At 74.1% G+C, this 12,865-nt stretch carries 14 protein-coding genes; 8 read left to right on the top strand and 6 right to left on the bottom strand.

The annotated features are described in order from the left end of the window. Nucleotides 1–7: 7 nt before the first annotated feature. Nucleotides 8–625 (bottom strand): class I SAM-dependent methyltransferase, encoded by a 618-nt coding sequence (locus J7523_RS10590; protein ID WP_291885972.1) that lies wholly within the window; start codon nucleotides 623–625, stop codon nucleotides 8–10. A gap of 68 nt (nucleotides 626–693) precedes the next feature. On the opposite strand from J7523_RS10590, the gene J7523_RS10585 reads away from it, so the two are divergent. The 4 genes from J7523_RS10585 to J7523_RS10570 all read left to right on the top strand — a co-directional run bounded on the left by J7523_RS10585 (nucleotide 694) and on the right by J7523_RS10570 (nucleotide 5,505). Beyond that, complete coding sequence (locus J7523_RS10585) at nucleotides 694–2,736, top strand: thioredoxin domain-containing protein (RefSeq protein ID WP_291885969.1); 2,043 nt, start codon at nucleotides 694–696, stop codon at nucleotides 2,734–2,736. A gap of 106 nt (nucleotides 2,737–2,842) precedes the next feature. Next, nucleotides 2,843–4,207 carry a ferric reductase-like transmembrane domain-containing protein gene (locus J7523_RS10580; protein ID WP_291885966.1) on the top strand — a complete coding sequence of 455 codons (1,365 nt, stop codon included), beginning with the start codon at nucleotides 2,843–2,845 and terminating at the stop codon, nucleotides 4,205–4,207. Further along, complete coding sequence (locus J7523_RS10575; RefSeq protein WP_291885963.1) at nucleotides 4,207–4,737, top strand: FMN-binding protein; 531 nt, start codon at nucleotides 4,207–4,209, stop codon at nucleotides 4,735–4,737. The genes J7523_RS10580 and J7523_RS10575 overlap by 1 nt, the downstream gene beginning before the upstream one ends. Nucleotides 4,738–4,740: 3 nt before the next feature. Beyond that, a complete protein-coding gene (locus J7523_RS10570; protein ID WP_291885960.1) occupies nucleotides 4,741–5,505 on the top strand; it encodes an FAD:protein FMN transferase in 765 nt (254 codons plus the stop codon). A gap of 4 nt (nucleotides 5,506–5,509) precedes the next feature. Here J7523_RS10570 and J7523_RS10565 read toward each other — a convergent pair whose 3' ends face one another. Then, nucleotides 5,510–6,094 (bottom strand): NADPH-dependent FMN reductase, encoded by a 585-nt coding sequence (locus J7523_RS10565; protein WP_291885958.1) that lies wholly within the window; start codon nucleotides 6,092–6,094, stop codon nucleotides 5,510–5,512. Between the two features lie 82 nt (nucleotides 6,095–6,176). Continuing rightward, nucleotides 6,177–6,461, bottom strand: coding sequence for a hypothetical protein (locus J7523_RS10560; RefSeq protein ID WP_291885955.1), 285 nt, complete (start codon nucleotides 6,459–6,461; stop codon nucleotides 6,177–6,179). Nucleotides 6,462–6,612: 151 nt separating this feature from the next. Between J7523_RS10560 and pabB the strand changes: the two genes are divergently transcribed. Further along, on the top strand, nucleotides 6,613–8,133 hold the full coding sequence (gene pabB / locus J7523_RS10555; RefSeq protein WP_291885954.1) for an aminodeoxychorismate synthase component I: 1,521 nt from the start codon (nucleotides 6,613–6,615) through the stop codon (nucleotides 8,131–8,133). On the opposite strand, the gene J7523_RS10550 is transcribed toward pabB, so the two are convergent. Beyond that, on the bottom strand, nucleotides 8,098–8,640 hold the full coding sequence (locus tag J7523_RS10550; RefSeq protein WP_291885952.1) for a hypothetical protein: 543 nt from the start codon (nucleotides 8,638–8,640) through the stop codon (nucleotides 8,098–8,100). The genes pabB and J7523_RS10550 overlap by 36 nt on opposite strands. 188 nt (nucleotides 8,641–8,828) lie before the next feature. Here J7523_RS10550 and J7523_RS10545 point away from each other — a divergent pair, with 188 nt between their 5' ends. Next, a complete protein-coding gene (locus tag J7523_RS10545) occupies nucleotides 8,829–9,209 on the top strand; it encodes a VOC family protein (RefSeq protein WP_291885949.1) in 381 nt (126 codons plus the stop codon). Nucleotides 9,210–9,213: 4 nt separating this feature from the next. On the opposite strand, the gene J7523_RS10540 is transcribed toward J7523_RS10545, so the two are convergent. After that, a complete protein-coding gene (locus tag J7523_RS10540) occupies nucleotides 9,214–9,759 on the bottom strand; it encodes a hypothetical protein (protein WP_291885946.1) in 546 nt (181 codons plus the stop codon). Nucleotides 9,760–9,929: 170 nt separating this feature from the next. Here J7523_RS10540 and J7523_RS10535 point away from each other — a divergent pair, with 170 nt between their 5' ends. Continuing rightward, the gene (locus J7523_RS10535; RefSeq protein WP_291885943.1) at nucleotides 9,930–10,436 is read left to right on the top strand and encodes a sigma-70 family RNA polymerase sigma factor; all 507 of its coding nucleotides are present in this window, start codon (nucleotides 9,930–9,932) and stop codon (nucleotides 10,434–10,436) included. Next, complete coding sequence (locus J7523_RS10530) at nucleotides 10,433–11,170, top strand: zf-HC2 domain-containing protein (RefSeq protein WP_291885940.1); 738 nt, start codon at nucleotides 10,433–10,435, stop codon at nucleotides 11,168–11,170. The genes J7523_RS10535 and J7523_RS10530 overlap by 4 nt, the downstream gene beginning before the upstream one ends. Before the next feature lie 2 nt (nucleotides 11,171–11,172). Here the strand turns inward: J7523_RS10530 and J7523_RS10525 are convergent, their stop codons facing one another. Beyond that, complete coding sequence (locus J7523_RS10525) at nucleotides 11,173–12,849, bottom strand: hypothetical protein (protein ID WP_291885938.1); 1,677 nt, start codon at nucleotides 12,847–12,849, stop codon at nucleotides 11,173–11,175. Nucleotides 12,850–12,865: the final 16 nt, after the last annotated feature.

The raw sequence follows: 12,865 nt of genomic DNA, 5'->3' as shown, positions 1-12,865 counted from the left end.
CGCGAGGTCAGCGCAGGCGACGGGCGCGGAGCACCAGGTCGTGCGCGTGGTGGGCACCGGCGCCGCCGGCGATCGTGCGGTCGCGGCGCTCGTCGACGAGCACCTCCCAGTCGTCGTCGAGCAGCGTCGCGACGTCAGCGGGCATGATGAACATGAGCGGGTCGAACCCGTGGGCGTGCGCCTCGTCGGTCGTCACCTCGTGGTGCACGACGAGCAGCTCGCCGCCGACGGCGACCGGGCGCAGCAGGGCACGCTCGGCGTCGCCGCCGGCGGTGCGTAGCAGCGCCGGGTACTGCGCGGAGACCAGGTCGAACCCGCGCGCGGGCAGGTTCGCCTCGACGAGGCCCGTCCGGACCCACGTCACGTCGACGCCGGCGTCGCGCGCGTGCTGCTCGGCCCGGTCGAGGGCGACGGCGGACACGTCGATCGCCGTCACGGCCCACCCCCGCGACGCGAGCCACACGGCGTCGGCGCCCTCACCGCACCCGACGTCCAGCGCACGCCCGGGCGGCAGGGATGCGACCTCGGCGACCAGCGCACCGTTCGGGTCGCCGCTCCAGACCTGCTCGGCGGAGGAGTAGCGGGCGTCCCACTCGTCGGGGTGGTTGGTCACGATGTGCGTCACCACGCCAGTCTCGCAGCAGCGCCCGGCACCGGTGGCCGCACGCGCGTCCTGGGCCGACGCTGGACCACGTGCCGAACCGACTCGCCGCCGCCACGAGCCCCTACCTGCAGCAGCACGCCGACAACCCCGTCGACTGGCACGAGTGGGGCGACGCCGCGTTCGAGGAGGCCGCCCGCCGCGACGTCCCCGTGCTCGTGTCGGTCGGGTACGCAGCCTGCCACTGGTGCCACGTGATGGCGCACGAGTCGTTCGAGGACGAGGCCGTCGCCGCGCTCATGAACGAGCACTTCGTGTGCGTCAAGGTCGACCGCGAGGAACGGCCCGACGTCGACGCCGTGTACATGGCGGCGACGCAGGCGACCACCGGGTCGGGCGGCTGGCCCATGACCGTGTTCACGACACCGCTGGGGGAGCCGTTCTTCTGCGGCACCTACTACCCGCCACGCCGCGTGCAGCAGATGCCCGCGTTCACGGAGGTGCTCGCGGCGATCTCCGCGGCGTGGACCGGACGCAGGGACGAGGTCGTGGCGAGCGCCGCGGCACTGGTCCAGGCCCTCGCGCAGACCCCCGAGGTCGGGCCCGCGGCCGGCCCCGGGTACGAGGACGTCACCGGGCTCGCGCTCACCCGGCTCGCGACGACGTTCGACGAGGCGCGCGGCGGCTTCGGCGGCGCCCCGAAGTTCCCGCCGACGACCGCGCTGGAGTGGCTGCTGCGCCGTCACGCGCGCAGCGGCGACGCGAGCGCGCTCACCATGGCGGACCGGACGATCGAGGCGATGGTGCGCGGCGGCATGTACGACCAGCTGGGCGGAGGGTTCGCGCGGTACTCGGTCGACGCGACGTGGACCGTGCCGCACTTCGAGAAGATGCTCGACGACAACGCCGGCCTGCTGCGGGTGCTGCTGCACGCGTGGCGGCTCACGGGCTCCGACCTTGCCCGGCGCGCCGCGGGCGAGACCGCCGACTGGCTCGTCCGCGACCTGCGCACGTCGCAGGGCGGGTTCGCGTCGTCGCTGGACGCCGACTCGGACGGTCACGAGGGCACGTACTACGTGTGGACACCCGACGAGCTGCGCGCCGAGCTGGGGGCGGACGAGGGGGACTGGGCCGCCTCCGCCCTCGCGGTGACCGTCGCCGGCACGTTCGAGCACGGCCGCTCGGTCCTGCAGCGCCGCTCCGACCCGGCCGACCACGCCCGGCTCGATGCCGCGCTCGCCCGCCTCCGCACCGCCAGGGCACGACGCACCCCACCCGCACGCGACGACAAGGTCGTGACCGGCTGGAACGGCCTGGCGATCGCCGCCCTCGCCGAGGCGGGTGCGCTGCTCGACCGCCCCGACCTCACGGCCGCCGCCGTCGGCACCGCGGACCTCCTGCTCACCGTGCACACGCGCCGCGCCGACGACGGGTCCGCACGGCTCGTGCGCGCGTCGCGCGACGGCACCGCCGGCACCGCACCCGGCCTGCTCGAGGACTACGCCCACACCGCGGACGGCTACCTCGCGCTCGCCGCGGTCACCGGCGACCACCGGTGGACCACCACCGCCGGCGACCTCCTCGACACGGTGCTGACACGGTTCGCGGCGGCCGACGGCGGCTTCGAGGACACCGCGGACGACGAGACCGACGCCGTCGTCGCTCGCGTCGGCCGCCCCCGGGCGCGCACCGACGGACCCGCACCGAACGGGCAGTCCGCCGCCGCGGGCGCCCTGCTCACCTTCAGCGCCCTCACCGGCTCGCTGCGACACCGGGAGGCCGCCGAGCGCGCCCTGCGCGGCCCGCTGACGGTCGCCACGACGTACCCGCGGGCCGCCGGCGCCGCGCTCGCCGTGGTCGAGGCGCTGCTCGACGGACCGCGCGAGGTCGCCGTCGTCGGGCCGGCGGACGACCCGCGCACCGACGACCTGCACCGCACCGCGCTCCGCGCCACCGCCCCCGGACTGGTGGTCGCCCGTGGCACGCCCATCCCCGATCGCGACGCACCCGCGCTGCTCCACGACCGCCCGCTCGTCGACGGCCGCCCGGCCGCGTACGTCTGCCGCGGGTTCGTGTGCGACCTCCCCACCACGAGCCCCGACGACCTGGAACGGCAGCTCGCCCGCACCGGTTGAGCGGCGGCCGACGGCGCAGACGGATGCCCTCCGGCGCACCGGGTGGACAGGCACCCCATGGGTCGCTCCCAGAACGTTCCCAGCCGCGCCGTCGAGGCTGTCACCCATGACGACGCTCACGCAGGACGCCGGGCTCCACGTCCCGGTCGTCACGCGGCCCGCCCCCCGCCGCCGGTTCCCGGCGGCGACCTGCGCCGTGCTCGCCGGCACCCTCGCCGTCCTCGCGTTCTGGTGGTTCGGCACCCCCGCCGCCACCGGCAGCACCCCAGGAGGGGCCCTGAGCGCCCTCGGCGAGCTCGCGGGGCTGCTCGCGTCGTTCCTCGTGTGCGTGCAGCTCCTGCTCGTCGCCCGTGTGCCCTGGTTCGAGACCGCCGTCGGGCAGGACCGCCTCGTCTCCTGGCACCGGACGCTCGGCACCACCGTCGTGCTCCTCGTCCTCACCCACGTGCTGCTCATGATCGTGGGCGGCGCGCTCCTCGACTCGCTCACCCCGTGGGCCGAGGTGCCGAACGCGCTCGCCCGCCAGCCCTACCTGTGGTCCGCGGTGATCGGCACCGCCCTGTTCGTCCTCGTCGGCCTGTCCAGCGCCCGCGGCGCCCGCGCCCACCTCTCCTACGAGGCCTGGTTCGCACTGCACCTGACCACCTACGTCGCCATCTACCTCGCGTTCGCCCACCAGGTCGTCGGCGGCACCCACTTCGTCACCGCGCTGCTCGCCCGCACCGTCTGGGTGCTGCTGTACGCCGCCACCGCCGGCGCGATCCTCACCTGGCGCGTCGCCCTCCCGCTGCTCGCGCACCGCCAGCACCAGCTGCGCGTCGCCGCCGTCGTCCCCGAGGGCCGCGGCCTCACGAGCATCTGGCTCGAAGGGCGCGACGTCGCCGCGCTCGCGGCCCAGGGTGGCCAGTTCTTCCTCGTGCGCTTCCTCACCCGCGGCCACTGGGGCACCGCCCACCCGTACTCGCTGTCGATGGTCCCGACCGCCGGCCACCTGCGCTTCACCGTCGGCGCGCTCGGCGACCACTCGTCGGCCGTCCCGCACCTGCGGCCCGGCACCCGGGTGCTCGTCGAGGGCCCGTACGGCCGGTTCACCGCGCAGCGCGCCACCGCCCCCAAGGTGCTGCTCGTCGCCGGGGGCGCCGGCGTCGGACCGATCCGGGCGCTCGCCGAGGACCTGCTGCGCGCCGGCCACGACCTCGTCGTGCTGCACCGCGCGCACGACGCGGAGTCGCTCGCGCTCGCCGCCGAGTTCACGCCCTCCGCCGCGCTGCGCTACGTGCCGCTGCCCGGCCGCCGCGCCGACCTCGGCCACGACCCGCTGCACCCGTCCACGCTGCGGCACCTCGTGCCCGACGTCGCCGAGCGCGACGTGTTCGTCTGCGGGCCCGACGGCATGATCGCCGCCGTCGTCGGGGCCGCCCGCAGCCTCGGCGTCCCCGCAGGCGCCATCCACCGAGAGGAGCTCACCTGATGTCCACGATGCGCTGGCGCGGGACCCTGATCTACACCGGCACGGTCGCCGCCATCGGCGCCGCCGGCATCGCCCGGTTCGTCGTGACACCCGACGCCGCCCCCGCGACCGCGAGCGGGATCGGCACCTCCGACGGGCAGTCGTCGAGCTCGTCGTCCGGCACCTCGTCCGGCAGCGGCTCGTCCGGCAGCTCGTCCAGCGGCTCGTCCGGGAGCTCCGCGACCGACACCACCGGCGGCGGCACCACGACGAGCGACAGCGTCACCGTCGTCGGCTCCGTCGCGTCGACCCGGTACGGCAACGTCCAGGTGTCCGTCACGTTCCAGGGCAGCACCATCACCGACGTCCAGACCCTCCAGGCCCCCGACCGCGAACGCGAGAGCCAGCAGATCTCGGCCCGCTCCGTCCCTGTCCTCGCCCAGGAGGTCCTCGACGCGCAGTCCGCCCAGGTCGACACCGTCTCGGGCGCCACGTACACCTCGGAGGGCTATCGCGAGTCGGTCCAGTCCGCGATCGACCAGCGCGGCTGACCCGTGCGCCACGTCGAGGTCGTCATGGGCATCCCGATGTCCGTCGACGTGCCCGCACCCCCCGACCGTCGGTGCGCCGAGCTCGCGGTCCGGACGGCGTTCTCGCGCCTCCGGGACGCCGACCGCCGGTTCAGCCGGTTCGTCCCCGACAGCGAGGTGCGCCGCTTCGACGCCGGCGAGCTGCGGCACGAGGACCTCAGCCCCGACCTGACGGAGGTGCTCGCGCTCGCGGACCGCGCGGGGAAGGCGTCGGGCGGCGCGTTCTCGGTCCGGCGGCCCGACGGCACGCTCGACACGGACGGCGTGGTCAAGGGGTGGGCGGCACAGCGGGCGGCGGACGTGCTCATCGCGGCAGAGGTCGGCGCGTTCTGCCTGAACGCCGGGGGAGACGTCGTGACGCGCGGCGAGCCCGTGCCCGGTCGGGGCTGGCGTGTCGGTGTGCGCGACCCGTGGGACGCGCACCGGTTCCTCGCGGTCGTGGAGCAGCGCGACGGCGCGGTCGCGACGTCGGGCACGTACGAGCGCGGCGCGCACGTGTGGGACGGACGCACGGGCGCGACCGCGTCCGGACTCGCGTCCGCGACGGTGCTGGCCGGCGACCTCGTCACGGCCGACGTGCTCGCGACGTCCGTCCTGGCGCTCGGCGCCGACGGCGTCGCGTGGGCCAGCGGGCACGGTGCGTCCGCGGTCCTCGCGGTCACCGACGACGGGCGGGTCCTGGGCGACCGCGCGGGCCTGCGTCTGCTGGGCCGCCCGACGGCGGAGTGACCCGTCAGCCCTCGTCGCCGATGTGCCCCGGCGCGGTCACGGACAGGACGCGTTCGACGAACGCGGCGTACTCCGACATGTAGTGCCGCAGGAACTGCGCGGTGGTCTCGTCGGTGACCGTCCCGTCGTTCGCGAAGTGCTCCGGCCGGAACTGGACGTACACCTCGGGCGAGTTGAGCTGCGGCGCGTTGAGGAAGCTCAGGACGCTGCGCATCGACGACTGCATGACGGCGGTCCCGATCGCCCCGATCGACGCCCCGACGATGCCGGTGGGCTTGCGGGCGAACGAGTTGGTGCCCCACGGGCGCGACCCCCAGTCGATCGCGTTCTTGAGGGCTCCGGGGATGGACCGGTTGTACTCGGGGGACACGAACAGGATGCCGTCCGACGCCTCGATCGCGTCCTTGAGCGCCCGCGCGACGGGCGGATAGTCGGCGTCGTAGTCCGGGCTGTAGAGCGGCAGGTCGCGGATGGGGATCTCGTGGAACTCGAGCTCGGAGGGTGCGAGCCCGATGAGCGCGGTCGCGAGCCTGCGGTTGATCGATCCGGACGCGAGGCTCCCCACGAGGTAGCCGATCGTGCGCGCCATGACGGTCCTCCTCGGCGTCAGCCGGTCAGGGATGTCCGTCCATCGTGCTCCGGGGTCGCCGGGGGCGCGCGACGAGAGTGCCTCAGCGGTAGGTGCGCTCGTCGTGGTCCTCGTCGCCGCCGACCACGTGCGCGGCCGGAGGCAGCGGCGCGAGGATCCGCTCGAGCTGCCGCGCGCACTGCACGAACACGTATCCGACGAGCGCGCCGGCCATGGCCACGGACAGCGACATCGCCTTGGCGACGAGCGTGGGCAGCACGAACGTGCACATGAGGGGGACGACGGCGACCGCGAGGACCAGGTAGCCCCGCATCCAGAACGTGTCCTTGCGGGACTCGAGCTCGGTCTTCATCGAGGTGCTCGTCATGGTGGCCTCTGCAACGGTCGGTCGGCGCGGGTGTCCCGCACCCGTCCCATCGGCGGCGACCGCCCGGAATCGAGCCGTGCGGCGGGCGATCCGTGGGCCCGCCGCGACCGGCGGCGACGCCGCAGGTCCTGGGCGTGTGACACTCTGGCCCGTGGACAGGCTGACCCGGACGACACCGACGCCGGGGCCCCGGTACCGCGTGGAGTGGTCGACCGTGACCAGCGCCGCGGACCCGGCGGACGTGTTCGCTCAGCGGTACGCGGGGCGGGACGGTGCGTTCTGGCTGGACAGCGGAGCGTCGGACGGCGGCCGGTACTCGGTGGTCGGCGCGCGGGACGGTGTCGTGTCCCACACCGTGCGCTACCGGCTCGGCGACGGTGCGGTGACCGTCACGGGCACCGACGGCCGCACCTCGCACGTCCCAGGTGACGTGTTCGAGTTCCTGTCCGACGCGGTGGCCCGGTTCGCCGTCGAGCCCGACGCGGACCTGCCGTCGCCGTTCGCGCTCGGGTACGTCGGCTACCTCGGGTACGAGCTGCGCGGCGACTCGTGCGGCATGCCCGTGCGCGTCCGGTCGGAGCACGACGACGCGTTCTTCGTGCTGGCGGAGCGCGCGCTCGTGTTCGACGCACGGACGGGACAGGTCCACGCGGTGGCGCTCGTCGGCGACGACGAGACGCTGACGGCGGCGTCGCGCGTGTGGCTCGCGCAGACGACGGCCTGGCTCACCGCACTCCCGCACGCCGGCTCCCGCGTCGGGGCGGCCGTGCCCGCGCCGGCGTTGCCGCTCGACTCGATCGAGCAGGTCCTCGAGTTCCGGCACCCCCGACGCGAGTACCTGGCCCTCGTCGAGCGCTGCCTGGAGCACATCCGGCGCGGCGAGTCGTACGAGATCTGCCTGACCAACACGTTGCGCACCGGTCCGCTCGCCGACCCCTGGGCCACGTACCAGCGGCTGCGTCGCATCAGCCCCGTCCCGTACGGCGCGTACCTGGAGTGCGGCGACGGCACGACGGTGCTGAGCGCGTCGCCCGAGCGGTTCCTCGCGATCTCGCGCGCGGGCGAGGTCGAGACGCGGCCCATCAAGGGCACCCGGCCCCGGGGCCGCACGCCCGCCGAGGACGACGCGCTGCGCGCCGACCTGCTCGCCAGCGAGAAGGACCGCGCCGAGAACCTCATGATCGTCGACCTCATGCGCAACGACCTGAGCCGGGTCTGCGAGACGGGGTCGGTGCACGTCGACGAGCTCTTCACCGTCGAGACGTACCCGCTGGTGCACCAGCTGGTCAGCAGCGTGCGCGGGCGGCTGCGCCCCGACCGCGGCGCGGTGGACTGCGTGCGGGCGGCGTTCCCCGGCGGGTCCATGACGGGAGCCCCGAAGCGACGCACCCTCGAGATCCTCGAGGACCTCGAGGGCGGGCCGCGCGGCGTCTACTCCGGGGCGCTCGGCTGGTTCTCGCTCGACGGCGCGGCCGACCTGAGCATCGTGATCCGGACGATCGTGTCGAGCCCGAGCGGCACGACGATGGGTGTTGGCGGTGCGATCACAGCGATGTCCGACCCGGCCGCCGAGTACGCGGAGACGCTGGTCAAGGCACGCGCCATGGCGGCCGCGCTGGTCGGCGACCTGCTGCCGTCACCAGAGGTGCGCGACGTCCACGACGAGCCGTGAGCCCGCACCCGGTCCGGCGAGCTCGAACACCCGGAACGGCAGCCGTGCCCGCACGCCGATGCCGACGCTCGTGTAGCCCTCGAACGTCCCGGCCCACACCACCTGGCGGAACGTGCGGTAGCCGGCGACGTTCGTCAGCTCCGACGGGTTGGCCGGCACGTACGTCGGGTTTCCCGCGAGGTCGTAGGCGGGGTCGTTGACCGTCACCTGGATCGACGCGCCACCGCGGGTCGGCACCACGGCGCCCGAGGCGTCCATGAGGACCTCCGGCACGTACCGGACGGTGTACCCGCCCGCCGGCCCGGCGAGGTCGATCACCAGCCGGTCGTAGCACGTGTGCTGGCCGGTCCGGACGTTCGTCACCGGGGCGCCGGACAGTCCGGGCGCAGTCTTGTCGAGCGACCCCCACACGAGGCCGCAGTACGGAGCGGCCGACGCGGGCGCGGCCGGGACGAGCAGCAGGGCCAAGCCCATGATCACGACGGTCCAGAACGACGAACGCCTCATCGCGCACCTCGCACGGTCTCTCGACCCTCGGGCCCGATGTCCGGGTTGTCCACGTTAGTCCGCGCACACGTGCCCGGCCGGGTGAACCTGCGCACGCCCGTGCACCGCCGTTGACCACGTGTCCAGGTCGGTCCTAGCGTCGATGCGCCGGCCAGCCGAGGGTCGTCTGGCCCGCGCTGGAGGCCACGATGCTCTCCGACCACCCCGCCATCCCCGTCCTCGCGGTCGCCGACCTCGACCGGGCGCGAGGCTTCTACGAGGGGACGCTCGGGTTCACGAGCACGGGGGAGGGCACGGAGGGCGTCATGTATCGCGCCGCCTCCGGTGCGTTCCTCGTCTACCCGTCGTCGTACGCCGGGACCAACCAGGCCACCGGCATCTCCTTCCAGGTCGCCGCGGACGCGTTCGACGCGGAGATCGCCGCCCTGCGCGACAAGGGCATCGAGCTGCAGACGTTCGACGTCCCGGTCGGCACCTGGAACGACGGCGTCCTCGAGTACGAGGGCACCAAGGCGGCCTGGTTCGCCGACCCGGACGGGAACGTGCTCAACGTCGAGACGGGGCAGTGACCCGTCAGGAGTTGTCGATCTCCGAGCCGTCGGGCGCAATCACGTACCAGACGTCGTTGACGCCCTGGCCGTTCACGTCACCGGGCGCCGTGTCCTGCGCGTAGGTGTAGATCGGGCGGCCGTCGAGGGTGATCTGCTTGCGCCCGTCGGCCGTGGGGATCGTCCCGACCTCGGCCGTCACGCCGTCGACGCTCGGGGTGTCGGACTCCGTGGTGATGGCCGGCCACGCCGTCGCGCAGCCGCCCGTGCACGCGCTCGTGCCCGACCCCTTGGTGTCGTTGAGGAAGTAGTAGGCAGTCATGCCCTTGCCGTCGACGACGACGGTGCCGAGCGACGTCGGGGCCGTGCCGAGGTCCGCGCCCGACGCCCCGCCCGCCTGCGGGCTCGTCGTCTCCTGCATCGAGGGGCTCTGGGTGACGGCCTTGTCCGACGAGCCCGACCCGGACCCGTACCCGTCGCCGGAGCCGGAGCCGTTGGAGCAGCCGACGAGCGCCAGCGCGCCGAGCGCGGAGACGACGGCGGCGACCGAGACCATGTGTGTGCGTCGCATGAGAGGTCCTCCTGGGGAAGCCGGGCGGCGCCGTGCGGGCCTGCCCGTGCCGTGTGCGGTCATGAGGACCACGGCCCGCGCGCCGTGCGGGTTCACTCGCCGGGCGGATTGAACCGAACGGGCGCGCGACCCGTTGAGCGGAGTGGACGACGAAGGAGGCGGGCACACACGTGGGCGACGAACCCGACGCGCTGATGCGCGCGCTGCACGACGCCTACGCGCGCCCCCTGCACCACTACGTGGTGCGCCTGACCGGCGACCACGCGCTGGCCGAGGACGTCGTGCAGGAGGCGATGGTGCGCGCCTGGCGGCACCCCGAGGTGCTCGAGCGCGAGCAGGGCGCCACGCGTGCGTGGCTGTTCACGGTGGCGCGCAACCTCGTGGTCGACGACCGCCGCAGCGCCCGGCACGTCCGCGAGCGCAGCACCCAGCTCGCGCCCGAGGTCGCCGAGCCCGACCGGACGCAGGCGGTGCTGGACTCGTGGCTCGTCGCGGACGCGCTCGCGGGGCTGTCGGCGGAGCACCGCGGCGTCGTCGTCGGGGCGTACTACCGGGGACGGTCCGTCGCCGAGCTGGCTCGCGAGCACGGGATCCCCGAGGGCACCGTGAAGTCGCGGCTGCACTACGCGCTGCGGGCCATGCGGCTCGCGCTGCAGGAGAGGGGAGTGACGTCATGAGCGGCCGCGAGCCGGTGCCGGGCGGGCGCACCGACGACCCGTACCGCGACTGGGACGCCGCGTACGTGCTGGGTGCCCTGAGCGCCTCCGACCGGCGCGCGTTCGAGGAGCACCTGGGGACGTGCGACGCGTGCCGGACGGCGGTCGGCGAGCTCGCGGGGATCCCCGCGCTGCTGCGCACGGTGCCCGCGGACGAGGTGCCCGACGTCGCACCGGCCGAGGACGACGCGGCCGTCGTCGAGCTGCGCTCGGTCGCGCACGCGGTGCACGCCCGCCGGCGTCGGCGCCGGGTGGTGCTCGTCGGGGCGGCCGCCGCGCTCGTCGTGGCCGGAGGCACCGCGGGTGCGCTCGTCGACCGCGCCGTGTCGCGGCCCGAGCCGGCGGTCGCCGCCGGGGTGACCCGCCTGGACCTCGAGCCCGTCGGGACGGCCGACGTGACGGCCGACCTCACGCTCGAGGCGAAGGGCTGGGGCACGCGCATCGACTGGTCGTGCACGTACCCGGCCGGCGCCTCGGGCCGCGGGTACGGCGACGACGTCGGCGGCGACGGACCCGTCTACGAGCTCGTGCTGGTCGACGAGGACGGGACGAGCACCGTCGTCGCCACGTGGGTCGCGCACAGCACCCAGGCGCGCGGGCTCGGTGCGTCGTCCAGCATCGCGAAGGCGGACATCGCCGAGGTGCAGATCCGCGTCAGCGGCGCGGACGCCCCGGTGGCGAGCGCGACGACCTGAGGTCAGCCGACGGCCACCGGACCCGGTGCCTGTGCGCTCGGCAGCACGCTGCGCGGGAACACCTCGAGCGTCACGGCGGCGTCCGGACCGAGCAGCTGGTGCGTGATCGCCGGCAGCGGTACGCGGCCCTTCCAGTAGCGCGGGTCGTCCGGTGCGAGGTCCTTCACGACCGGGTCCAGGCCGGGCGTCGGCTCGTAGTCACGGATCGGCGTGCCGATGTCGGAGTTCCACCTCGCCCACGTCGACCGCTTCCCGTCGACCTCGCCGATGTCGACCACGAGTGCGTCGGCCCACTCGGGCGCGTTCTCGACGTGGTCGAAGAACGACAGCAGCCCGTTGCGGTCGCGTAGCGACACCAGCCGCAGCCCGAGGACGTGCCGCAGCGTCGGCACCTTGTTGCCGTCCGCGTCGGTCGGCCGTGCGGCGGCGGACGACAGGAACGTGCGCACGAGGGGCACGGGCCGGGCGAGCGTGTCCTCGCCGTTGCGCCACTCGATCTGCACCGGGCACAGGTGGGCCGTCGACTGCTCGTGCAGGACCACGGGCAGCGTGCGGATCGACATCGTGACCTCGAGCTGCCAGGTGATGTCGTCGTGCCGCGTCCCGGGCAGGCGCACGTCGGTGAGGTTCGCGACGACCTCGAGGTCGCCGAACAGGAACCGCTGCAGGTTCTGATAGCCCTCCTCGGAGTTGACGATGCCGAACGGCCCCGAGTGGCTCCGGTGGACGAAGGCGCGCGGAGCACCCTTCACGGCGGCGTTGTCGATCTGGACGAGCCCGTCGCTGCGCTCGCCGACGAGCCGCTTGGGGATGCCCAGACCGACGGCGTAGTCGTCGGCGTTCGTCCCGACGAGGCAGAACATCCGGTCGACCGGGAAGCTGGTGCGCGGCATCCGCGTGGCGTCGAATCCGGAGCCCTCGGGGGTGTCGTCCTCGATGCCCTGCGCCGCGAGCGCGGCCACGGCGGCAGCCTCCGCCATCGCCGCCGCGGAGATCGCCTCGGGTGTCCTCGGCGTGAGGTACTCCTGCATCCGCTCCGGTCCGAAGATGTCGGCGCCGTTGATCCCGGTCAGGTCGCGCAGCTTCTCGAGCAGGCCGAAGCCGTGCGCGAACTCGATCCCGCCGTGCGGCGTCGCGTACGTGAAGACGCGGTCCACGAGCCCGGTCGCGGCGTCCGGTGCGTGCCCCAGGTACTGGTCGTCGGGTGCCGAGCGCTGCAGCATGGAGCGGACCACCAGGCCGCCCATCGAGTGCGCGACGAGGAACACCCGCGGCGCGCCCGTCTTGGCGAGCACCAGCCGCACGAGCGTGAGCAGGTCGTCGGCGGCGTCCTCGATGCTGAACGCGTTCGGGTCCTTCGTCATGCGGGACGCGTACTCGTCGTAGAACCGGTGCACCCAGATGCTCGCGGCCGGCACGCTCCCGTCCGCCTGCGCCTCGAGGTAGAGCTCCTGGTTGCCCTTGACGAGCAGCGCGTAGCCGTGGTCCGTCATGAGGCGCAGCAGCGGGCTCTCGAACTGGTGGAACCGCGGGCGGTTCTCGCCGTCGACGCGCACCTGCACCGCGCCCTCGTTGAAGCCGTAGAACGGGTCGTTGACGGCCGTGTTGATCCCGGACCCGCCGCCGGCGTACCCGCGGACGTAGATGACAGGAAGCTTGCCGTCGTGGTCGTAAGGCATCGCGGGCTCCTCGCTG

This window comes from Cellulomonas sp. (genome assembly GCF_017744555.1).
Lineage (GTDB): Bacteria > Actinomycetota > Actinomycetes > Actinomycetales > Cellulomonadaceae > Cellulomonas.
The sequence above is the reverse complement of the archived record's forward strand: the minus strand, read 5'-3'. Positions and strand labels throughout refer to the sequence as shown.

What these genes read in the sequence shown, in the direction of transcription:
- J7523_RS10580 (WP_291885966.1), top strand. Translation starts at nt 2,843, where the DNA reads ATGACGACGCTCACGCAGGACGCCGGGCTCCACGTCCCGGTCGTCACG.
- J7523_RS10575 (WP_291885963.1), top strand. Translation starts at nt 4,207, where the DNA reads ATGTCCACGATGCGCTGGCGCGGGACCCTGATCTACACCGGCACGGTC.
- J7523_RS10565 (WP_291885958.1), bottom strand. Translation starts at nt 6,094, where the DNA reads ATGGCGCGCACGATCGGCTACCTCGTGGGGAGCCTCGCGTCCGGATCG.
- J7523_RS10560 (WP_291885955.1), bottom strand. Translation starts at nt 6,461, where the DNA reads ATGACGAGCACCTCGATGAAGACCGAGCTCGAGTCCCGCAAGGACACG.
- J7523_RS10550 (WP_291885952.1), bottom strand. Translation starts at nt 8,640, where the DNA reads ATGAGGCGTTCGTCGTTCTGGACCGTCGTGATCATGGGCTTGGCCCTG.
- J7523_RS10545 (WP_291885949.1), top strand. Translation starts at nt 8,829, where the DNA reads ATGCTCTCCGACCACCCCGCCATCCCCGTCCTCGCGGTCGCCGACCTC.
- J7523_RS10540 (WP_291885946.1), bottom strand. Translation starts at nt 9,759, where the DNA reads ATGCGACGCACACACATGGTCTCGGTCGCCGCCGTCGTCTCCGCGCTC.
- J7523_RS10530 (WP_291885940.1), top strand. Translation starts at nt 10,433, where the DNA reads ATGAGCGGCCGCGAGCCGGTGCCGGGCGGGCGCACCGACGACCCGTAC.
- J7523_RS10525 (WP_291885938.1), bottom strand. Translation starts at nt 12,849, where the DNA reads ATGCCTTACGACCACGACGGCAAGCTTCCTGTCATCTACGTCCGCGGG.